The sequence below is a fragment of the Adlercreutzia muris genome (assembly GCF_008831045.1).
GTDB lineage: Bacteria > Actinomycetota > Coriobacteriia > Coriobacteriales > Eggerthellaceae > Adlercreutzia > Adlercreutzia muris.
In genome coordinates, this window is sequence record NZ_WAJS01000006.1 from 42,821 (window position 1) to 63,398 (window position 20,578).

Annotated in this window: 25 protein-coding genes; 17 read left to right on the forward strand and 8 right to left on the reverse strand. The window is 63.6% G+C overall.

From position 1 onward, the window contains the following. Positions 1 to 66: 66 nt before the first annotated feature. The 3 genes from F8D48_RS02855 to F8D48_RS02865 are packed head-to-tail and all read left to right on the forward strand — an operon-like array spanning position 67 to position 1,302. Positions 67 to 426, forward strand: coding sequence for a PadR family transcriptional regulator (locus F8D48_RS02855; RefSeq protein WP_201757664.1), 360 nt, complete (start codon positions 67 to 69; stop codon positions 424 to 426). Continuing rightward, entirely contained in the window at positions 423 to 1,076 is a 654-nt protein-coding gene (locus F8D48_RS02860) for a DUF1700 domain-containing protein (RefSeq protein WP_170272703.1), read from the forward strand. Before F8D48_RS02855 ends, F8D48_RS02860 begins: the two co-directional genes overlap by 4 nt. After that, complete coding sequence (locus F8D48_RS02865; RefSeq protein ID WP_151429885.1) at positions 1,066 to 1,302, forward strand: hypothetical protein; 237 nt, start codon at positions 1,066 to 1,068, stop codon at positions 1,300 to 1,302. The genes F8D48_RS02860 and F8D48_RS02865 overlap by 11 nt, the downstream gene beginning before the upstream one ends. Before the next feature lie 120 nt (positions 1,303 to 1,422). On the opposite strand, the gene F8D48_RS02870 is transcribed toward F8D48_RS02865, so the two are convergent. Beyond that, positions 1,423 to 2,985 (reverse strand): helix-turn-helix transcriptional regulator, encoded by a 1,563-nt coding sequence (locus tag F8D48_RS02870; RefSeq protein ID WP_151429886.1) that lies wholly within the window; start codon positions 2,983 to 2,985, stop codon positions 1,423 to 1,425. A 369-nt stretch (positions 2,986 to 3,354) separates the two neighbouring features. Here F8D48_RS02870 and F8D48_RS02875 point away from each other — a divergent pair, with 369 nt between their 5' ends. Beyond that, positions 3,355 to 3,894, forward strand: coding sequence for a cytochrome c3 family protein (locus tag F8D48_RS02875; RefSeq protein WP_151429887.1), 540 nt, complete (start codon positions 3,355 to 3,357; stop codon positions 3,892 to 3,894). A 26-nt stretch (positions 3,895 to 3,920) separates the two neighbouring features. Further along, on the forward strand, positions 3,921 to 5,507 hold the full coding sequence (locus F8D48_RS02880; RefSeq protein WP_151429888.1) for an FAD-dependent oxidoreductase: 1,587 nt from the start codon (positions 3,921 to 3,923) through the stop codon (positions 5,505 to 5,507). Between the two features lie 226 nt (positions 5,508 to 5,733). Here F8D48_RS02880 and F8D48_RS02885 read toward each other — a convergent pair whose 3' ends face one another. After that, positions 5,734 to 6,099, reverse strand: coding sequence for an arsenate reductase family protein (locus F8D48_RS02885; protein WP_151429889.1), 366 nt, complete (start codon positions 6,097 to 6,099; stop codon positions 5,734 to 5,736). A 729-nt stretch (positions 6,100 to 6,828) separates the two neighbouring features. Between F8D48_RS02885 and F8D48_RS02890 the strand changes: the two genes are divergently transcribed. Then, complete coding sequence (locus tag F8D48_RS02890) at positions 6,829 to 7,530, forward strand: SOS response-associated peptidase family protein (RefSeq protein ID WP_151429890.1); 702 nt, start codon at positions 6,829 to 6,831, stop codon at positions 7,528 to 7,530. Here F8D48_RS02890 and F8D48_RS02895 read toward each other — a convergent pair. Beyond that, entirely contained in the window at positions 7,527 to 8,123 is a 597-nt protein-coding gene (locus tag F8D48_RS02895; protein ID WP_016309949.1) for a TetR/AcrR family transcriptional regulator, read from the reverse strand. The genes F8D48_RS02890 and F8D48_RS02895 overlap by 4 nt on opposite strands. 235 nt (positions 8,124 to 8,358) lie before the next feature. On the opposite strand from F8D48_RS02895, the gene F8D48_RS02900 reads away from it, so the two are divergent. The 8 genes from F8D48_RS02900 to F8D48_RS12230 all read left to right on the forward strand — a co-directional run bounded on the left by F8D48_RS02900 (position 8,359) and on the right by F8D48_RS12230 (position 15,142). Then, on the forward strand, positions 8,359 to 10,761 hold the full coding sequence (locus tag F8D48_RS02900) for a molybdopterin-dependent oxidoreductase (protein WP_151429891.1): 2,403 nt from the start codon (positions 8,359 to 8,361) through the stop codon (positions 10,759 to 10,761). Between the two features lie 2 nt (positions 10,762 to 10,763). Continuing rightward, positions 10,764 to 11,381, forward strand: a complete 618-nt coding sequence (locus tag F8D48_RS02905; protein WP_016309947.1) for a 4Fe-4S dicluster domain-containing protein — start codon at positions 10,764 to 10,766, stop codon at positions 11,379 to 11,381. A 12-nt stretch (positions 11,382 to 11,393) separates the two neighbouring features. After that, on the forward strand, positions 11,394 to 12,554 hold the full coding sequence (nrfD, locus tag F8D48_RS02910; protein WP_151429892.1) for an NrfD/PsrC family molybdoenzyme membrane anchor subunit: 1,161 nt from the start codon (positions 11,394 to 11,396) through the stop codon (positions 12,552 to 12,554). A 207-nt stretch (positions 12,555 to 12,761) separates the two neighbouring features. Beyond that, positions 12,762 to 13,541 carry a MerR family transcriptional regulator gene (locus tag F8D48_RS02915; protein WP_151429893.1) on the forward strand — a complete coding sequence of 260 codons (780 nt, stop codon included), beginning with the start codon at positions 12,762 to 12,764 and terminating at the stop codon, positions 13,539 to 13,541. Between the two features lie 318 nt (positions 13,542 to 13,859). Then, a complete protein-coding gene (locus F8D48_RS02920; protein ID WP_135969949.1) occupies positions 13,860 to 14,309 on the forward strand; it encodes a hypothetical protein in 450 nt (149 codons plus the stop codon). A 178-nt stretch (positions 14,310 to 14,487) separates the two neighbouring features. After that, the gene (locus tag F8D48_RS02925; protein ID WP_151429894.1) at positions 14,488 to 14,766 is read left to right on the forward strand and encodes a hypothetical protein; all 279 of its coding nucleotides are present in this window, start codon (positions 14,488 to 14,490) and stop codon (positions 14,764 to 14,766) included. An 11-nt stretch (positions 14,767 to 14,777) separates the two neighbouring features. Further along, positions 14,778 to 14,927, forward strand: coding sequence for a restriction endonuclease (locus F8D48_RS12225; RefSeq protein WP_205717316.1), 150 nt, complete (start codon positions 14,778 to 14,780; stop codon positions 14,925 to 14,927). Then, positions 14,867 to 15,142 (forward strand): restriction endonuclease, encoded by a 276-nt coding sequence (locus F8D48_RS12230; RefSeq protein ID WP_420868752.1) that lies wholly within the window; start codon positions 14,867 to 14,869, stop codon positions 15,140 to 15,142. Before F8D48_RS12225 ends, F8D48_RS12230 begins: the two co-directional genes overlap by 61 nt. 274 nt (positions 15,143 to 15,416) lie before the next feature. On the opposite strand, the gene F8D48_RS02935 is transcribed toward F8D48_RS12230, so the two are convergent. Further along, positions 15,417 to 15,710, reverse strand: a complete 294-nt coding sequence (locus F8D48_RS02935) for a ferritin family protein (RefSeq protein WP_135969946.1) — start codon at positions 15,708 to 15,710, stop codon at positions 15,417 to 15,419. A 199-nt stretch (positions 15,711 to 15,909) separates the two neighbouring features. Here F8D48_RS02935 and F8D48_RS02940 point away from each other — a divergent pair, with 199 nt between their 5' ends. Beyond that, positions 15,910 to 16,089, forward strand: a complete 180-nt coding sequence (locus F8D48_RS02940) for an HAD family hydrolase (protein ID WP_135969945.1) — start codon at positions 15,910 to 15,912, stop codon at positions 16,087 to 16,089. Positions 16,090 to 16,096: 7 nt separating this feature from the next. Here the strand turns inward: F8D48_RS02940 and F8D48_RS02945 are convergent, their stop codons facing one another. Continuing rightward, positions 16,097 to 16,546 carry a zinc ribbon domain-containing protein gene (locus F8D48_RS02945; RefSeq protein ID WP_135969944.1) on the reverse strand — a complete coding sequence of 150 codons (450 nt, stop codon included), beginning with the start codon at positions 16,544 to 16,546 and terminating at the stop codon, positions 16,097 to 16,099. A gap of 172 nt (positions 16,547 to 16,718) precedes the next feature. Further along, positions 16,719 to 17,051: a winged helix-turn-helix transcriptional regulator gene (locus F8D48_RS02950; RefSeq protein ID WP_151429895.1), complete on the reverse strand. Its 333-nt coding sequence runs from the start codon at positions 17,049 to 17,051 to the stop codon at positions 16,719 to 16,721. A 383-nt stretch (positions 17,052 to 17,434) separates the two neighbouring features. On the opposite strand from F8D48_RS02950, the gene F8D48_RS02955 reads away from it, so the two are divergent. Together F8D48_RS02955 and F8D48_RS02960 are read left to right on the forward strand one after the other, a co-directional pair. Then, positions 17,435 to 18,361, forward strand: coding sequence for a HipA domain-containing protein (locus tag F8D48_RS02955; RefSeq protein ID WP_240806194.1), 927 nt, complete (start codon positions 17,435 to 17,437; stop codon positions 18,359 to 18,361). Positions 18,362 to 18,435: 74 nt separating this feature from the next. Next, on the forward strand, positions 18,436 to 19,086 hold the full coding sequence (locus F8D48_RS02960; RefSeq protein WP_151429896.1) for an HAD family hydrolase: 651 nt from the start codon (positions 18,436 to 18,438) through the stop codon (positions 19,084 to 19,086). 316 nt (positions 19,087 to 19,402) lie between these two features. Here F8D48_RS02960 and F8D48_RS02965 read toward each other — a convergent pair whose 3' ends face one another. Beyond that, entirely contained in the window at positions 19,403 to 20,068 is a 666-nt protein-coding gene (locus F8D48_RS02965) for a Fic family protein (RefSeq protein WP_240806197.1), read from the reverse strand. 144 nt (positions 20,069 to 20,212) lie between these two features. Beyond that, the gene (locus F8D48_RS02970; protein WP_151429898.1) at positions 20,213 to 20,545 is read right to left on the reverse strand and encodes a winged helix-turn-helix transcriptional regulator; all 333 of its coding nucleotides are present in this window, start codon (positions 20,543 to 20,545) and stop codon (positions 20,213 to 20,215) included. Positions 20,546 to 20,578 lie beyond the last annotated feature (33 nt).

Below are 20,578 nucleotides of genomic sequence, written 5' to 3' on the forward strand. Positions count from 1 at the left end.
TCCTCTTGACGAAGTTGTGCGACTCTTATACTATGCAACACATAGTATCATGCGAAAGGAGGTATGATGGACGCTCAAATGAAGCGTGGGTTTCTGGAAGCCTGCGTGCTCGCGGTGCTGAGCCGCGGGGAATCCTACGGCTACCAGATCATCAAAGACGTGCCGCCGTCGCTGGGTCTCACGGAATCGACGCTGTATCCGCTGCTTAAGCGGCTGGAAGGCGCGAGCTGTATTGCCGTGCGCTCCGCCGAGCACAACGGGCGGCTGCGCAAGTACTACCGCATCACGAGGGAGGGCCGCGCCCGCGTGGGGGCCTTCATCGAGGAATGGAACGAGGTCGAGGCCATCTACCGCTTCGTGCGCGAGGCCTTGGATGCAGAGGCGGGGTCGGAACGGCCGCAGCCAAAGGAAGGAGCCGCATCATGAACAAGCAGGAATACCTTGCCCGGCTACGGGCGGCCCTCGCCTGCCTGCCCGAGGGCGAAATCGAGGAGTCGGTGGGCTTCTATGCCGAGATGATCGACGATCGGGTGGCCGACGGCATGACCGAGGAAGAAGCGGTGGCCCAGCTGGACGATCCGAAGGCCGCCGCACGGGCCATCATCGCCGATTTGCCTGTGGTGCCGCGGACCGTGGTGCGCACTAAGCAGAGGAACCGTGCGCTGTACTGGACGCTCGTCATTCTGGGCTTCCCCTTGTGGTTCCCGCTGCTGGCGGCAGCTGCGTTGGTGGCGTTTACGGGCGTGCTGGTCATCTGGCTGCTCGTCGCAGGGCTGTGGATGCTGGCGGCAGGACTTCTCTTCGGAGGCCCGCTCGGCATCGTCGTATGCCTGTGGGGCTTGGCGAACGGGCAGGTTCCCTACGGCGTCGTCGAGCTAGGGTCGGGGCTCGTGTGCTTCGGCCTGGGGCTGTTCTGCCTGCATGGGGCGCTGGCGGCCAGCAGGGCGCTTGCACAGGTCTCGCGTCAGTGGATTGCGAAGATGAAAGCGCCGTTCGTGAAGGAGAAGGTTCAGCGTGCAGCGGCGGTGCCGGGCGTGTTGGCCGAAGTGGCGAAGGAGGCCGTCGATGAAGCTTAGCGAGAAACACCCCTGGCTGACGTGGAAGAACATCCATTTAACTGCTGTGGCCTGTGTCGTGGCCGGCGTGGCCCTCATCATGCTCGGCGGTGCCCTGGCGGCGGTGAGCGCCAGCGGCTGGCACGACCTGGTCATGCAATTCGCAGGCCCTCCGCTGGGCTTCGGCGATGCGATGGGGGCCGCTCCCGTTGCGCCCGAGCCGCCGACGCTGCCCGCGCCACTCTAGGAAACGGCCGGTCGCCCGATGAGGCGGCCGGCCGTTTTTGCGAAGAGGCGAGACCGTAGTCGTCCGCGATGCTGTGCGGTGCACATGGGGACGCTGGAGCGTGAAGGTGCCAGTGGGCCGTTACTCTCCCTCGACCCGGTCGGTGACGAGGTTGATGAGCTCCTGTTTGGAATGGATGCCCAGCTTGCGGTAGATGGTCTTCGCGTACCACTGCACGGTGCCGAGCGCCAGGTAGAGCACCTCCGAGATGTGTTTCTGACTGTTGCCATGGGCGATAAGCGCCATGATCTCGGCTTCGCGCTCGGAAAGCCCCGCCTCGCGGGCCACGTCGGTGCAGGCCTCATCGAAGCTGGGGTGCGCATGAGGTGCGGGCTTCGCATCGGCGCTGCTTTCGGCTCCGGCTGCCGGGGCCCCTTGGATGGCCACGGCAGCTGCCGGGCCCGCCATTGCGCCACGAGTACCCGCTTCCGCAATCGTCGACGGTGCCACCGCGCTGCCCGCGTTCGCGCCCTCCTCCTCGTCCGATTGCGCCAGGGCGTGCAGCTCGGCGGCTGTCAGGCGGTGGTTCGCGAAGGCGAGCACCGAGACGAGCACCACCATGGACATGAGGATGACTGCGGGCGCCACATCGCCCTCGGTCAGGCCGAGGTCGCTTATCACCTGGGGGAATACAAGGCGCTGGAGGGCAATGGGCAGCACCTTGAACACGATCATGCCGAGGCTGACCACCATGACGGGGGAGACGCGGTCGTTCTTCACGAAGCGGAACATGATGAGGTAGGCGAGTACCTCGAAGCAGTTCAGCGCGCCGTGGGTGATACCGAGCCCCAGATAAGAGGTCGGCCCCTGCAGCCCGATGATCATCATGGCACCGAGCAGGAACAAGCCCGCGGCGGGAATCCACGTGTTGCGGTAGCCCTGCTCGAGGCTGGCGCCGCGGCGGGCCGACACCAGGCAGTAGGCCATGACGCCGGCGATGCAGGCGCAGCGCACGAGCAGCTCGCCGAAGGGCACTTCCTTATCCAGGTTGAAGTAGAGCCCCGTGACCACCCGGCCGCCGATGAGCAGCACCGCGAGCAGTCCCAGCAGCGCGAAGGGGGCATGGCGCAGGGCCACCGCCTCGTGGCTGTAGGCAGGGGCAGGCACTGCGGCCGGCTTCAGGAAAAACCAGCACAGGCCGGAAAGGGCGGCCGAGGTGGCGCACAGGGCCATGCGGCCCTCGGCGGGCAGGAAGTTTCCCATGGTAAGGGCCGCATATCCGATGGCCGAGCCGAACAGCAGCACCATGGTCTGGCGCGTATCGATGCGGGCGAGAGTCATGATCCAGCAGAGCATGAGGGCCATATAGCTTGCGGCCAGCACGAAGGTGACAACGAGCGCGAAGGGCAGCGAGTAATGGCCGATGGCGAGAGCTCCCGTCAGAAGCCCGTAGCCGGCAAGCCCCGACAGCGCGAGGGCCAGCATGACGCCGCGATGGCGCTCGACGAGCCGTTCGAGGGGCCGACGCGCCACGGCGGCTACGAGGAAGAGCGCGAGGCAGAACCCCAGCAGCGTCTCGTTGGCATGGGAGTAGGCGCGGGCTTCGGGGAAAAACCCCGGGATCATCCCCGGCGGGAAGAACACCCAGCTGAAGACAAGCCCCACCATGGCCAGGATGAACTGGCCCCCTCGCAGCGTGCGCACGATCTCATCCCCTTGATGCGTTTGATGCCCGGCGTCCCCGGAGCATCGCGAATGTAGCTAGGGGCATTCTACCCGAAAGGGCGGGAGGGGGAAACGGGATACGCGCCGGCTCGAGGCGGCAACCTGAGCGGTGTGCGAAAGCAGTCAGAAGCGAAAAAGAGGCATATGATCAGGTGATTCCCTTGCCTTCCCCAGCTTTTATGGGGTCATTGGAGGGGAGGGGGCGGCCGATTTCCCCATGAAACATGAGGTGATTTCCGAACGCCCGCGAGCCACAATCGGGGCGTCCCGGAAAACAAGAGGAAAAGAGCAAGCTGGGGCGCCCGGCGCGAGAGGCGCTGGGGAAGACGAGGAAGGAAGGGAAGCAGTATGAAGGCACGGAAGATGATTGTCGCCGTGGCGACGCTGGCGCTGATGGGCGCCATGGTGTGCGTGGCTGCCGCGTGCAGCCCGAGCACCGAGCCGCTGAGCCAGAGCGGTGGCGACTGGGAGGCCGTTATGGCCGAGCATCCAGACGACCCCTATGTGGCCAGCTACGAGGCGGAGGATCCCTCCACGCTCATCACCATGCACAAGAAGCTGGGCAATACCTGCGAGAGCTGCCATGACGATGACGTCATGAAGGAGGTAGGCAACTTCACCGAGCTGGTGGGTCCCTCCGAGAACACCATAGCCACGCGCGAGTTCTGCCTGAACGACGGCTGCCATAGCTGGGAGAAGATCGTGGACACCACGGTGCTCGACGGCGACAAGACCATCTACAACCCTGAGGGTACCTACAACGTACACGACAACCACCGCGGTGACGTGGACTGCGGCCAGTGCCACTCCATGCACGGCCAGCCGACGCTGAACTGTGTGGAATGCCACTACATGGACCTGCCCGAGGGCTGGGACGGCTTCGAGTAGGAACCCACGGAAGGAAGGGAACTATCATGACACAAGAACTCTCTCGCCGCAGCTTCCTGCTCGGCTCCACCACCCTGGGCGCCGCCGCTTTGGCCGCAAGCGCCCTGGGGCTCGTCCCCGAGGCCGCCCACGCCGACGAGGCGGATGAGGCCGCCCCAGCCGGCGATGTAACCGCCACCTACGACTGTGACTTCGTGGTGTGCGGCAGCGGCACCACCGGCCTGTGCGCGGCCACCCGCGCCGCCGAGCTGGGCGCCAAGGTCATTCTCGTGGACGTGAACACGGAAAACGGTATCGGCGGCAACTCCCGCTATGTGGAGAACATCGGCAACGTGGCCATGGGCACCGACAACGCGCTGGAGAACGTGGGCGCGGCCGATCACTACTACGACGGTTTGGCCTCCTACCATCGTTACGCGAGCAACACCATCGTCACGCGGCGCTACGCCGACGACGGTGAGAAGGTGCGCGCCTGGACCACCGACTTTCAGGGCATCACCTACAACGAGAAGGGCAAGTACGACCATGGCGAGGACGGCACCTCCGGCGGTCTGAACGCCATCTATACTATGTACCAGCTGGCCCAGGACTTGGGCGTGCAGTTCCTCTTCGACGCCCGCGCCTATCAGCTGCTCACCAACGAGGCGGGTGCGGTGACCGGCGTGCTGTGCAAGAGCCGCACCGGTGAGATCACCCAGGTGAACGCCAAGGCCGTGGACTTGTGCACCGGTGGCTTCGCGGCCAACAAGGAAATGTTCGAGCACTACACCAACGTGCCCTACGACTGCGTTATCCCCCGCGGCTCCATGGGTACCCAGCGCGGTGACGGCCTGAACATGGGCCTCGAGCTGGGCGCGCTGCTGCACCATCCCGAGGCGATCAACTACTGCAGCTGGATCCTCCCCGGCCACTACAACAAGGGGGCGCTCACCGTGTGCGGCGTGAACCAGGCCGACGAGATATTCCTGAACCAGGACGGCCGTCGTTTCTGCGACGAGAGCGTCATCAAGGACTGGACGCTGTCCGGCAACATCGGCTCCCAGCAGCAGCACGTCTTCGCCGTGATCGACCAGGCCTTCGTCGACAAGATCATGGCCGAGGGCGTCGTCACCCGCCGCGCCAACTATTTCGAGCCCGGCGAGCCGGTGCCCCACTTCCAGGAGGAGATCGACGCGGCCATCGTCCGCGATAACCCGCGCGTGTTCAAGGCCGACACCATCGAGGAATTGGCCGAGATGCTGGGCATGGAGCCCGCCGCCTTGAAGGCCGAGGTGGACAAGTACAACGGCTACTGCGACGGCGGCTACGACCACGACTTCCTGAAGGCGCCGGAGTTCCTGCGCAAGATGGACACGCCGCCCTTCTACGGCTTCCGCTGCCTGCTGGCCTTCTACAACACCGTGGGCGGCCTGAAGGTGGACGAGTACGCCCGCGTCATCCGCAACGATTTCAAGCCGATTCCCGGCCTGTACGCCGGCGGCTCCGATGCCGGCGCCCTGTTCGGCCCCTACTACGACGTGTCCTGCGCGCCCGGTTCCACCCAGCTGTGGGCCCGCGTGTCGGGCTACTGGGCGGCCGACCACGCCGTGAACGACTACTTCCCCACGCTGTAGCCCAGCGATTCCTGCGCCGTCTTCGGGCGGCGCAGTCGCATACCTTTGGCCGTCGACCCTTCCCCCTCCCCTCATCGACGGCGCTCACGAGTCCCGCCGGCGCTTCCCCATAAGCCGGCGGGACTCGTGCGTTCGGGGCACGATGGCGCCCTCCCTTTCGAGCCCGGCTGCTTCGGCGGCCGGGCTTTCTGCGCCAGGGGCCCCCTTGCGCCGTTCTGCGCGCTGCCTACGCTTTAAGCGCGGCTTCCCAGGTGGCTTCCTTGAAGCCGGGGATGACGGTGGCATCGGTGACGAGGAGGGGGCGCTTCACGAGCATGCCGTTGGTGGCAAGCAGGGCGTACTGCTCCTCCTCGGACAGGTCAGGCAGCTTCTTCGACAGCTCCATCTCGCGATAGAGCATGCCGCTCGTGTTGAAGAAGCGCTTGAGCGGCAGGCCGCTGCGCTCGTGCCAGTGCCGCAGCTCGTCGGCGGTGGGGTTGTCGGTCACGATGTCGCGGTCGGTGTAAGTTACGCTCTGCGCATCCAGCCACTTCTTCGCCTTCTGGCAGGTAGAGCACTTGGGATATTCCAGGAACAGAACGGTATCGGCCATGGGGGTTCTCCTTCTTTCAACTTCTAAGAAGAGCAAGAATTATAGTCCTTGGGCGGCTCATTCTGCGAGAGATGGTCGTCAATTTTGCTGTACGTACGAATCGCTTTATAAGCGCAGAAGATGCCTCGTAGAAGATTTGCAAAAGTGCCAGAATCATCAAAATAAAGATTTGCAAAAGTGTAATTCCGCTGGTGCAGGTAAAATGGCAGGCGATGATGATATGTCCAAACGCAAGGCCTTTAAGACCCTGGAACGCTGGCGAGGGCAGAAAAGTAAGACGGCCGCTACTCTTACGCGTTCTCTGGCTCGACGCTGGGAATTGAGCTGGGGCATGTGCGCTCGTACCCTGTCGGCTTCGTCACCGAAGTCACCATGTTTCCGATGGACTTCGAGGAGTTTTGCTGGACGGTAGGCGTGAACGATGACGCCCTTGCAACGGTGAGGGAATGCTGCGCCGCCCGCGCCGCTGTGCCGGACTTTCTGCACGCGCGGCTTCTCGCGCATTTTCGGGGCTACATGGTAGTAGAGGGAATGTGGGCGGCAGTCCAAACGTTCATCGACTCCCGAGGCGTTGGGACTAGAAGGCGAGGCGGTTCTTGGGGCCGATGAGGGGCCTTTCAAGATCGTGCTGCCATTCGTGTAGGGCTTATCGAGGGGCTTTTGAGGCGGTTTGCAGGTGCGGTCAACAGAGGGCCACGGCCGTCAGGTTTTGCTTGAGGTAGCCGCAGAATGGAGGTTTCGGTGTGCCACCGGTTTGAGATGGTGAGTGGGAAAGAGGCCGATGCGGTGGTGGACTGGCTGTACGCGGTGCGCCGGGCGGTGGCGCTCGGGGCGGGTGCGGCGTCGGTGGCACCGCTGTCGTTCGGGCGTCCGGCCAAGGTTCCGCTTGAGGCCATCGATTGCTATCCGGGCGCGGAAAGCCCGGCCATCATCGCGGAGGGCGACGAACTTGCGCGCGCTGATCTGGCCTGGGGTGTGGAAGTGCCCTGGAAGCGGGGGCTTGTGTTCAACGCGCGCATCGAGTCGGCGCTGGGCGGATCGGGCCTGTGGCATAAGGCCATGGAGCAGGCCCGCTGCATCGTGCCGGTGCACGCCTTCTACGAGACGCGGAACGTGGACGCGCCCTCGGGTCGGCGCCCCCAGTACCGGTTTTCCGCCCGCGGAAGCGAGGCGCTGCTGCTAGCCGGCCTGCGCCTGGGCGACCGCTTCGTGCTGGTGACCTGCGAACCCGATGCCGTGGTGGGCGCCGTGCACACCCGCATGCCGCTGTCGCTCACGGCTCCGGAGGCGCTCGCGTGGCTGAACGCCGCCGCCGATGCCCGTGCCCTGCTCGACCGCCACGCGCCCGTTCCCCTTACCTCCGAAGAGGAGCCCGTGCCCGCACAGCGCCCGAAGCGTTCTGCCGACCCCGACCAGCTGTCGCTGTTCTAGGATGCCTCGGGCCGGGGGCTCATGAGGTGCTCCACGCTGTGGAGCGTCATGGACCCCAGCAGCTGGGCGGCATCTTCCACGGGCACCACCTTCCCCGCGCGCACCCATTCGCGATAGCACTCCAGGGCCATGTTGCGGATGAGGGCGCACACGAGCTCCTCCTGGTCGGGCGTGATGCCCTCGCGCCAGAACAGCTCGTCGGCGAAAGCGCGGTAGCGGTTCATCTGGGTGGCGTAGATGCGCTCGCCGAAGTCGTAGAAGCTCGGCGAGCAGACGAGCCGCTCGATCATGGGCGGCTGGGCGGCCAGGTAGCGGAAGAACCGCCGGGCGTGGCCGTCCATATCCCACGGATCGTCGGGGGTCTTCTCATAGTAGGCGAAGAATTCGTCCATGATGCCGTTCATGATCTCGTCGTAGAAGGCCTCGATGGTCTCGTAGTGCAGGTAGAAGGTCTTGCGGTTGATGCCGGCGCGGTCAGTGAGGGCCTTCACGGTGATCTTGTCGAGGGTCGTTTCGGCGATCAGCTCCTCGAAGGCCCCGCGCAGGGCGTTGCGCGTGCGCACGACGCGCAGATCGCTTTTCCTATCGACCATCGTCCCCTCCTCGCGGCCCTGCTTCTTCTCGTTGTTCGTATCTTAGCGGGTATAACGCCGTTTCGGCGATCTCGTTAATGCCCACATTTCCAAAAATGGGGTATAAGCCCCGCTCTCTCTCAAATGGGCAGTGATTTCCCTGTTGACGCTTCGTAGACTGCACCCAGGAATCGCCGCTGGCCTTGGGGAAGGCGCGAGCGGCCAAAGACGGGTACGAGAAGAGCAGGAGGACACCATGGAGCAGAAAACGAGGAGCGGCGTGCTCAGCCGCCGCAGTTTCCTGAAAACCGCCGCTGCCGTCGGTGCGGTCGGCTTCACGGGCGCGAGTTTGGCGGGCATCGCCGAGGCAGCTGGTTCGCCGGCCGCGGGATCGGCGGGCGAGACCCAAGCCTTTACCTATCACAACGAGCATTGCCTGTGCAATTGCATGCTGCAGTGCACTGTGCGTGACGGGCGGCTCGCGATGATCCAGCCGCGCCCCAATGAGGACCATCGTTTCCAGAACGTGTGCCTGAAGGGCCTTTCCGAGGTGCAGAACATCTACGGCGAGGCGCGTATCCAGCGCCCCATGAAGCGCGTGGGCGAGCGGGGAAGCGGCGAGTTCGAGGCCATCAGCTGGGAGGAGGCCTTCCAGATGATCGCCGAGAACTTCAAGGCCATCCAGGACAAGTACGGCAAGGATGCCCTGTGGATCCAGTTCTCCACCGAGGCCTCGCAGCGCTTCCCACCGCTTCTGGCCAGCGTGCTGGGGGCCCAGGCCGGCGGCATGAACGGCTACGACATGGGCCAGGGCAACGGGCAGATCATGGCCTTCTCGCCCTGGATCGGCATGTTCGCGCAGAACACTATATGGGAGTGGCCCGAGGCTGCCGTGGTCATTCTGGCCAACACGAACCTGGTGGAGACGAGCCTCACCTGGTCGCGCGGTATGCTGGACGCGCAGGAGGCGGGCACGAAGTTCATCTGCCTGGACCCGCGCTTCAGCCCCACGGCGGGCAAGGCCGACCAGTGGGTGAACCTGCGGGCCGGCACCGACCCGGCGTTCTTCCTTGGCATGACGAAGTACATCCTGGATGAGGACCTGTTCGATCGCGAGCACGTGCTCGCCCACACGTCGCTGCCGTTCCTAATCGATGCGGAAACGGGTGCGTGCCTGGTGGACGTGACGCCGGGCACCGATCCCGAGACCGGCGAGCCGGTGGAGTTGAAGACCTTCTACGTGTGGGACGAGAACACGAACGCGGCGGTGCCCCAGGAGACCGCGGGCGTTGCTGCCGCCCTGGAAGGCGAGTTCACCGTTAACGGCAAGCGCTACCTCACCCAGTTCACGCGCCTGCGGAAGGACATGGAGCCCTACACCTTGGAATGGACTGCCGCCACCTGCGACATTCCCGCCGATGTGGTGGCCGATGTGGCCACCCAGTACGCGGCCGGCCCCTCCATCATCGATAACGGCGTGGGCGGCATCGACAAGTTCGGCAACAACGACGTCGCCGGCCACTGCTACGCGCTCATCGCCTCGCTCACGGGCAACTACGGCAAGCGCGGCACCGGCTGCGGCATCTACGGCTACCACGTGACGCCCTACGAGGCGCACCTGGGCGCCTGGCCGCTTCCCGAGGGCATGGCGCCGGCACCCAGTCCCCAGGGCTTCTACGATGTGGTCAAGGGCGACACCATCCACGGCGCGATGTTCTTCGGCGACATTCCCACCCAGAAGGCCGCGAACTGGAACAAGACCCTGGAGTGGATCGACTCGCTCGACTTCGTGTGCCTGGCTGACATCTATCACAGTTCGGTGACCGATTTCGTCGATCTGGTGCTGCCCTCGTGCAGCAAGTTCGAGTGCGCCGATGCCGTGGGCGGCATCAAGTGCGCCAACGCCCATATTCTGGCCAACCTGAAGGTGCTCGACCCGCTGTTCGAGAGCAAGTCGGACTTCTACATCGAAAAGGGCATCGCCGAGGCCATGGGACTGGGAGACGTGTTCCCGGCCGACGGCGAGGAATATGCGCGGGCGCTTTTGACCACCGACGACCCGCAGGTGGCCGGCTTCACCTTGGAGAAGCTCCAGGAAGCCGGGGGCGCTTTGCGCCTCATCGGGTCGGAGGACCTCATTGCGCCCGAGGTGGGCTTCACCTACGGAACGGCATCGGGCAAGCAGGAGCCCTACTACGAGGCGCTGCTGCAATTCGGCCAGGCGTTCCCCGCTTGGGAGCAGCCGTGCGAGGCCTATCCGGAAAACCCGCTGCGCGAGAAGTATCCGCTGCAGTTCAACCAGGCCCGCTCCCGCTTCCGCGTGCACTCGGCCTACTCGGGTGCGAAGTGGATTCAGGAGGTGAGCGAGCCCCACATCGAGCTGAACCCGGTGGATGCCGCCGCCCGCGGCCTGGAGGACGGCGATGCGGTGGAGGTGTTCAACGACCGCGGCTCCTTCCGCACCGTGCTGCGGCTGAACGAGTCGGTGCGCCCCGAGAGCGCCTTCATGGTGGAGAGCACCTACCGCCAGTACCTGGACGGCACCATTATGCAGGCGGTGTCCAACGATACGCTGAACGAGCGCGGCTATGCGCTGCCCTTCGGCCCCATGATTCCCTACAACGATACGCTCATCGAGATCAAGAAAGCTGGTGAGTAGCCATGACGAAGCTTGCCATCGGCATCAACCTGCGCCGCTGCATTGGTTGCAACACCTGTGCGGTGGCCTGCAAGATGCAGAACAACGTGCCCGACGGAATGCTGTGGAACCGGGTGCTGACCGAGGGCTGCGAGCAGTTCGACGGCGCCGAGGGCGTCTACCCGCACCTCACGCGCACCTACCTGCCCCTGGCGTGCCAGCATTGCGAGAACCCCGCCTGCGAGCGGGTGTGCCCCACCGGCGCCACCTACAAGGATGATATGGGGCGCGTGGAAATCGACTACGACAAGTGCATCGGCTGCCGTATGTGCATGGCCGCCTGCCCCTACAACGCCCGCACGTTCAACTGGAACGAGCCCGTGCGCGCCACGGGGGCTGCCTATGGGGATGCGCGAGTGCCCGAGCGCAGCCGCGGCGTGATGGAGAAGTGCACCCTGTGCAAGGAGCGCACCGACGAGGGCGAGGTGCCCATGTGCGTGCACTGCTGCCCCGGCGATGCGCGCATCTTCGGCGATCTGGACGATCCCGATTCCGCCGTGTCGCGCCTGCGCCGCGAGGGCAGCGCCGAAGTTCTGCTGGAAGATAAGGGCACGCGCCCGCAGGTTTTCTACGTTCGCTAGGGGGATTGTGCTATGACTTCGTTGATGAAAAACCCGCTTGTCGTCGGGTCGGGCGTGCTGGCCCTCGTGGGCGCCGGCGTGTACGTCTACCAGCTGATGTTCGGGCTCGGCATAACCGGCATGAACAACTCCACGAGCTGGGGGCTCTACCTCACCTGCTTCATGTTCTTCGTCGGCCTGTCCGCCGGCGGCCTCATTGTGGCCTCGTCGGCCTCCATCTTCGGCATTAAGAAGTACAAGGCCGTGGCGCTGCCGGCTGTCATCCTGTCGCTCGTGTGCATCTGCTGCGCGGGAGTCTGCGTGCTCGTGGACCTCGGCGGTATCCAGCGCATCTGGCGCATGGTGACGGGGCTGAACTTCATGTCGCCTCTGGCCTGGGACATGATCGTTATCACGCTGTACCTGGTCATTAACCTGGTGTACCTGTACTTTATGTGCTCGGCGAAGGCCGATCCGGCGAAGGTGGCGGTGGTGTCGCGCTTCGCGCTGCCGGTGGCCATCCTCGTGCACTCCGTGACCGCGTGGATTTTCGGCTTGGAAATTGCCCGCGAGGCCTGGCACACCGCCATTCTGGCGCCCATCTTCGTGGCCTCGGCTTTGGACTCTGGCCTGGCTCTGCTGGTGCTTGCCCTGTTCGGCCTCCGGGCGCGCGGCGTGTTCCAGACGCCCAACGAGCTGATCACGAGTTTGGCGGGGCTTTTGTGCACCTGCATCGCCGTGGACGCCTACTTCATCGGCTGCGAGATCCTCACGACGGCTTACAACGGCACCGAGGGCGGCCTGGCCGTGGTGAACACGCTGCTGTTCGGCGGCACGGCTCCCTTCTTTTGGTTCGAAGTGGTGTGCGGCCTGGTGATTCCCTTCTGCCTCTTGGTGTTCGCGAAGAACCGCCGCAACATGAAGATCGTGGGCGTGGCGGCTGTGCTCGTGGTGGCCGGCGTGTTCTGCAAGCGCTGCTGGCTCATGTTCACCGGGTTCGCCGTGCCCAACATCGTCGGCGGCCCGGGCATCACCCTGGGCAGCGCGGCGGCTCAGACCGGGGGTGCTGCCGATATGTGGGCGATCATGGGCGTGTATGCCCCCACGGTGCCGGAGGTCGTGCTGACCGTGGGCATCTTCGCGCTCGGCGTGTGCGCTTTCACGGTGTTGTGCCAGCTGCTGCTGAGGAAGTAGCCGACGCGGGGCCGTTGGCACTGCGGCATCCGCCCGGTGCTTATCTTCTCGGTCGTCTCTTATGTGCGGAGGAGGCAGTCCCACGGGGCTGCCTCCTCCTTTTGTCGCCAGCGGCATTTTTTGGCTTGACGATAAAATCTTCCCTTGACCCTTCCGCAGCGTAAGGGTTTATGCTGGGGCTCGACAGGATGGATGGAAGAGGTACCTATGGAAGAAACGGCCTACACGGTGGGGCAGTTGGCGAAGTTGGCGGGAGTGACGGTGCGGGCCCTGCACCATTACGAGGACGAGGGGCTGCTGCACCCGACTCGTACAGCCAACGGCTACCGGCGCTACGGGGCCGACGATGTGGCGCGGCTGCAACAGATTCTGCTGCTGCGGTCGTGCGGGCTGGCCTTGGGCGACATCCGCGCGGCCTTGGCAGACCCCACGTTCAACTTCCACGACGCGCTGACCGGCCATCTTGTCACGCTGCGCGCACAGCAAAAGGAACTGGAAACCCTGGTGGGAACGGTGGAGAAAACCATCGCGTCCCTGGAAGGAAGATGCACGATGACTGATGCAGAACGATTCGAGGGCATGAAGGCCCGTGTGATTGCCGAGAACGAGGCTGCCTATGGCGCCGAGGTCCGCGCGGCCTATGGCGATGCGGCCGTGGATGCGGCCAACGAGCGCATGGCCGCCCTGACCGAGGAGGAGTGGAACGACGCGGAAGCGCTGGGCGCGGCCATTCTGGAGCAGCTGAAGGCAGCCCGATCCACGGGCGATGCGGAAGGCGCCGAGGCGTGCGAGCTCTGCGCCATGCACGCCCGCTGGCTGCAGATGCACTGGGGCGCGGGCGCCTACTCGCCCGAGGCCCACACCGCCCTGGCCGAAGGCTACGTGGCCGATCCACGCTTCACGGCCTACTACGACAACGCCGCCGGCGAGGGGGCTACGGCCTTTCTGCGTGACGCCCTGGTCGCCTGGTGTGCGGAGCGGGCTTAGGGGCGGATCGGCGACGTAGCGGCAACGATCCGTTGCGCCTGGGGGCAGTCTCGTCATTCTGCCCCCAGGCGGCGCCAGAGGGCGAACAGCTGGCTCATCAATTCTGGTGTGCGCTCCTGCACAAGGGCGATGTCCGTGGCGATCCTTTCCAGAGAATAACGGGAAGGCCAGCATACGCCAAACCGTCCGACGGGGAAAGTGTCGGATGGTTTGGCTCTTCTCAAGGCTCTGTGTCCTTACTTCGGGTCACCGGGAATCTTTTTTCGCGCTACACTGACCTCCAAAAGAAGAACAAATGTTTGGAATTGGAGGGAAGCTATGAGCGCGAGAGCAAGCAGGGAGGCTGTAGAGGTGGCGTCGGGTGCAAGGGGGTCGTCGTTGAAGGCGCGGGTGCAGGCGGCGGTGAACGACCTGGCGGCAGAGGGGAAGACTCCGTCGTTCTACCAGGTGGCCCAGCGCGTAGGAGTGGCCCGCAGCACGCTCTACCGCCGGGCGGATCTCAAGGCGGTAGTGGTTCAGGGGCGCCGAGCCGCAGCCGATGGGGGTGGCGCTGCGGGCCGTGCCGGCCCTGCCGAATCCTGTGGCGACGTGGGGGCTTGTGCCGCCGATGATCGGGCTGAACGGGCAGCCTTGGAAGCGGCACTGGAGGCCCTCCAGAAGGAGCGCGACGCCCTGGCTTGGCGCTTGGCTTTGCGCCAGCGGCTCGATGATCGGCCGCGGTTCGTCTACGCCGTATGCCGCCTCGGGGATGCAGCCTTAATCGGGTGAGTGCCAAGCACGACGGTATTGCAAGGGGCGCGGTTTGGGCTATGGTGCCTTACAGGTTGCCAACGGAGCGGAATCGGCCCCTTGCGATCTCTGCATTGTTTGGGGCATGCTGAACGCTGTCATCGGTCGCTCTGCCCGAGGAGTGGTGCCCGGCGACTGTCCAAGAAAGGGGGCTGCCATGGAATTCACGTCGGCAAGCGCTAACAAGTATCTGCGCCGGCTGCAAGATGAGAAGGGCTTCATTCTTGGTATTGAGGCAGAGTGCAGCACCTATGTGCTCGGCGATAAGGAGGTGGCCGATCCGCCAGCGTACAGCTATGAAGAGACGCGGGCGAAGGTGGCGGAAATCGACCGTACCACGATGGTCGTGCGCCATGCCGTGCATCAATTCAACATGGCAACGGTACTTTCCCAGTGCGGACTTACCATCGGCGAGGTCCTGATTGCCCTGGCTTAGAAGACTGACGTTTGCGCATACAAACGTTATCAGGGGGCATCGATGGCGTTATCCGCGAGGACAAGCTCGGCTTTGAAAACATCTACATTCAGGCAAAGCGATGGGATCTGAATGCGAGTGTCGGACGGCCCGACTTGTGCAGGCATTTGTGGGCGCTTTGACGGGAACGGGCGCGACAAAGGGTCTTTTTATCACAACGGCGCGATTCTCGAAAGGCGCCCTTCAGTTTGCAAGTATGCAGCATGCCATAAAACTTGTGCTTGTGGATGGAGATCAGCTCGCACGTTTGATGGTCGCCCATAATGTTGGCGTCTCGGTTCGGCACACCTATGAGATCAAGGGTATTGATCGCGACTATTTCGATATAGGCGATTAGACCGAAGTTGTAAGTGCACTTTGGTTATGAGGTGGTTGAGGGTTCGCGTGCTGGGACGGTTTTGGACAATCTGGAAGTGACTGTCTACAGACGCGAACTGAGTGGTGACGATGCCCGTGCGCCTCGCGGGTCGAACTGGCTGATCGGCTGGGGGCCTGGGAGGTCTGCTGCCGGGGCCGAGGGTAAGCGTGGAAGGGCCCGGCAGTCGTCGTAACGTGCCGGGCTCTCTCTGTGCTGCAAGCAGAATGCTCGCAGTGGTATTCGGCGGATAGGGCTACTTGTCCAGCATCTCGCGCACTTCTTCGCGGCCCTCATCGTGGAGGCCCTTCTCGTCGGGGGCCAGGCGCTCCAGCAGTTCCAACAGCTCGCCCATATGCTCGCGCTCTTCGTCGCGAATGTCGGAGAGCACTTTCTTCGCGTCTTCGTTGTCCGTCGCCTGCACGTGGGCGTCGTACTCGTGAATGGCTTCCAGCTCGCCGATGATGTCCTGGCGGATCGCGTTGATGAGCTCCTGATCGGTCAGCTTCCGCGGCACTTCCATGACAAACGGATCAGAAATAGTGGCCATGACAGCTCCTTTCACCCGACGCCCCGCCTCGGCGGCCGCGTCCTCGGTACCTCGCGCCTCGTGCCGTCGCAACGGTTTTTCGAGCGCCTCGGAGTATCGTAGGTGACGAATGCGGCGCGGTGCGGCAGAGACCCGGGTTGCCATCAACCTGTAGACGCTGCGACAAGGGGGCGACGAAGGAGCAACGGCAGGACGGTCGATGGCGCGGGCCTTTCCCGACACGCGTGCGGCCCTTGAGCGCATGCGGGCCGGCAACGCCGCCGGCTGCACCACGGTGGCCGCCCTCTGGGGCATGTTCCCCGCGGAAGCTCTTGCCGCCGAGAATCCCACGATAATGTGCGAATCGCTGAGCGCGATGGTGGAGCGCCTGTCGCTTTGAAGACGCCCTATCGCTGCCAGTGCTTCAAATGGGGGACGATAACGCCCATGAACGAGACGGCCTCGTCCTGCGACATGCCAGTCGCCTCCATGAGGAAGGGGGTCGTTTTCTCGATCAGCTCGTCTTCGCTTTTGTACACGAATTGGCCGCTATCGTAGCACCACTGGCAGTAATCCGGGTTCTCTGCACCGTCGGCTTCGGTGCCGCGGGGCATGTTGGGCACCGTGAAAGGGGTCCCGCAGCATTGGCACAGCTGTGTCGTGTCGATGTCGAAGAGCCGGATCGCGGGGATGTCGAGCACCGTCGCGATCAGCTTGCGCATATCCACCGACGGCTCGGTCTCGCCGTTCTCCCAGCGCGATACCGCCTGCCGCGTGACGTAGAGCTTGCTGGCGAGTTCCTGCTGGGTCATTCCGCGCTGCTCGCGCGTCTCGACGAGCGTTTCCTTGAACGGCATGAGTGCCTCTTTTCTCTCAGTTTCGGAACTGACTTCATTCTGGCTGGGCGGGCATCCTCATTCAAGCAACGTTTTGTTGCGCTGAAACCTTCTCTCGGCGCAACGTCGTCATCGTCGGGTTCCCGCCGCCCATTCGATGCAGCCCGGCTGCCCCCTAAGCCCGGCACCTCATCTACAGCCCCAGCTCGGCCTCTCCCCACTGCTTCATGGCCAGAAGAATGGGAACGAAGCTCTCGCCTCGGGGCGTGAGGGCGTACTCGACGCGCGGGGGCACCTCGCCGAAGTCCGTGCGGGCGAGGAAGCCGTCCTCGACCAGCTCTTTGAGCTGCTTGGAGAGCGTGGATTCGGAGATAGTGCCGATGCAGCGGCGCAGCTGGCCGAAGTGGCGCACGTCTTTCAAGGCGATGTAGAAGAGGATCTCGATCTTCCATTTCCCGCCGATCATGCGCTGGATGGTCGAGACCGATCGGCAGCGCTCGATCTCCTCGCCGCGCCTTTGCGCCATGGGCTTCTCCTTTATGCACTACAGAAAAAGACAGTACTTCACGGTTCGTAGCTCTTCTCCCATGATAGCAGCATGTAATGGGGAGACCACGACGAACTCGCCGGTGCTTTCCAGGAAGTAGAGGTCGTCGCCGTCCTCGGCTTGCAGCTTGTGAAGCGAGGCCGGATTGGCAATAACGGCGTTGGCAGCGGCAAGGTATTCCTCGGTGGTGTCGCGCCTGGTTTCCCAGCCGTGCTATGACGTTGAAGCCTCATGGACGGAGGCCGAACCTGTCCGAGTGCATTGTTCGCTGGTCTTTGGATTGTACTGCAGGTGCAAGAGCCGGCTTTCTGCCATGCTACAATGTTTCCCACTGTTTCCGCTGGCGTTGAAGGAGGTCCTCTGTGATAGAAATCGCCGATCTTCGCGATTGCGCTCCGAGTGGCCTTTTCTATGGAGGCCGGGCGGGGCAGAAAGAGGGCATTCTCATCAACGGGGAGCCTTGGATTGCCAAGTATCCGCGTACGACGCGCGATCTAGTGGGCAAGCATCTGCCGTCGTACACCTCGAGCCCCGTTTCCGAGTATCTCGGCTCGCATATCTACGGGCTGCTGGGCATCCCGGTTCACGAGACGACGCTCGGGTACCGCGCCGGCAAGATCGTATGCGCGTGCCGCGACTTCACCTTCCCGAATGCGCGTCTCTTCGAATTCAAGGAGATCAAGAACGCCCTTTCCGATGACGATGCGGGCTTCAGCTCCGCGCCGTCGGATGGGGAGGTTATTCTTCTCGGCGATGTGCTCGCCGCTATCGAGACGTCGGATGTTCTGAAGGCGGTGCCGGGAGTGCGCGAGCGTTTTTGGGACATGTTCGTGGTGGATGCCTTCATTAAGAACCCCGATCGTAACAATGGGAACTGGGGTGTTCTCATGACGGCGCCAATGGCCTACGAGCTGGCTCCCGTCTACGATATGGGGAGCTCTCTGTTCAGTAAGCGCAGCCCCAGCGTTGCGGCGCGTCGGCTGGGAGATGAGGCGGCTGAGCATGAGGATGCTTTCGGGACGAACATCTCGTGCTATCGGCTTTCTGATGGCGAGGGCGGCAGTAGCGCCATTCATCCCTTCGAGTACATGGCAAAGACGGCGAACCCCGATTTGACCGCTGCCATCGAGCGTTTTGCGGCAGCGGTGGACATGGATGCCATCGATGCGCTCATAGATAGCGTGCCCGAAGAGGCCTATGGCATCGTGCTTCTGTCGGAGCCGAGGCGCGCGGAGCACAAGCGACTGCTGAGAAAGCGCCTTGAGGAGGGTATTCTCCCGTTGCTGTAGGTGACTTCAACTGTTCCACAATGGCTACCTACAATGGCTACCAATCCCATCGACCTCACTGCGGAAAGGGCTTTATGAACGATATCCAGGGCATCTTGTTCGATGCCGACGGCACGCTGATCGACACCTACGACATCATTCTCGCCTCCATGCGCTACGCCATCAACGACGTGCTGGGGCGCGACCTGTCCGACGATGCGCTCATGGCCGGCGTCGGTACGCCCCTGCGCGATCAGATGGTCGGCTTCGCGGAAGGCGACGAGGCCCTGGCCGAGCATTTGCTGACGACCTACCGCGAGCACAACGTGGCCGTGCACGATGCGCAGGTGCGGGCCTTTCCCGACACGCGCGCGGCCCTCGAGCGCTTGCGGGCCGCGGGCATTCCGATGGCGGTCGTCACGTCGAAGCGCCACGCTTTGGCCGAGCGAGGGCTGGCCATGAGCGGCATCGCCGAGTTCTTCCCCGTGCTCATCGGCCCCGACGATTGGCCCGAGCACAAGCCGGCGCCCGGGCCGCTGCTGCGCGCCTGCGAGCTCATGGGGCTCGATGCGACCCGCTGCCTCTATGTGGGCGATAGCCCCTTCGACATCCAGGCCGGCAACGCCGCCGGCTGCGCCACGGTGGCCGCCCTCTGGGGCATGTTCCCCACGGAGGCTCTTGCCGCCGAGAATCCCACGATAATGTGCGAATCCCTCGCAGAGCTGGCAGACCGCCTCGGCTGCTAGCGCCCGATGCGATCTGAGATCGCGTTCGCGTGCATGTCTTCAATCGGCCGCCGTGAATCCACAGGATGCCCGGCGTCTGCTCGGGCGGCCGAGCGCTTGCCACCGGCCGCATGACCAGCAGGCGGATGTCGCGCCCGGTAGAGGGAATGGTGCGCCGCTCCTCGCTATGATGCCTCTGTCCCACGGCATGTCGCCTTTCTGTTCGGCTTCCTAAAATCCCAGTACCTCGCCGACGTTGGCGGCGATGCAGAGATCGGCTGTGCCGTCGCGCCCGCATATCGATTCCGGGCGGTAAACGCAATAGGGGGCTTGCCTCCTAGCCGGCATCGGCGAATCGTTCCATGCGCTCGGCTTCCGCTTCGGACAAGCGGCAAAACATGGCCGCCAACCCTTCGTAGTCACTCCGGGCCAGCGCCTCCATGTACGCGGCGCGCTCCTCCACAGGGATGACCACAGGGGCAAGCCCGGCTCGCATAAGTCCGCGATTTATGAGAATGCGCCCCGTGCGCCCGTTGCCGTCTTCGAAAGGGTGAGTTCTCTCGAATCGGATATGAAATTTCGCCTCGCGCAGGAAGGGGTCCTCCCCCTCGTCGTGGTTGTACTCCCATACCAGTTGCATCATGAGCTGGTTCACCTGGTTAGGAGCCGGCGGCATGTGCTCGGCACCGCGAATCACCACCTGCACCCGCCGGTAATCGTCAACCTCGCTGATGTTGCGATTGATGTCTCGTGCTATGTCCTTGATGAACCTCTCGGAAAGACTGGCGCTCAGTTCACCCGTGGCGATGCCGAGCGCGTGCTTGTGGTTAATTGCCTCGTACAACTCGCGCGCCGTAGCCGTCACCTTCATGGAATTATCGTTCCATAAAATGGCATACGTCTCAGCATAAGACAGCGTGCTGCCCTCGATGGCATTCGAGTGGTATGTGCTGCGCGTCACGTAATCTTCGAAGTAAGCTTGATGATCGCGCATGAATTCCATGACATCCACGGGGCACTCCTTGGAGGGGGTTCGGTCATTGGGGGTTTCATTTTAGCACGCAAGAAAACCCTCCCTCTCGCCTCTGGCTGGGAGTGCGCCGCCATGGTGCTGGCGATTGTGAAATCCAGTGCGGACTCGCTTCGGCTACAATCCCAGCTCGGTCTCTCCCCACCGCTTCATGGCCAGAAGAATGGGAACGAAGCTCTCGCCTCGGGGCGTGAGGGCGTACTCGACGCGCGGGGGCACCTCGCCGAAGTCCGTGCGGGCGAGGAAGCCGTCCTCGACCAGCTCTTTGAGCTGCTTGGAGAGCGTGGATTCGGAGATATTGCCGATGCAGCGGCGCAGCTGGCCGAAGTGGCGCACGTCTTTCAAGGCGATGTAGAAGAGGATCTCTATCTTCCATTTCCCGCCGATCATGCGCTGGATAGTCGAGACCGATCGGCAGCGCTCGATCTCCTCGCCGCGCCTTTGCGCCATGGGCTCCTCCTTTATGCACTACAGAAAAAGACA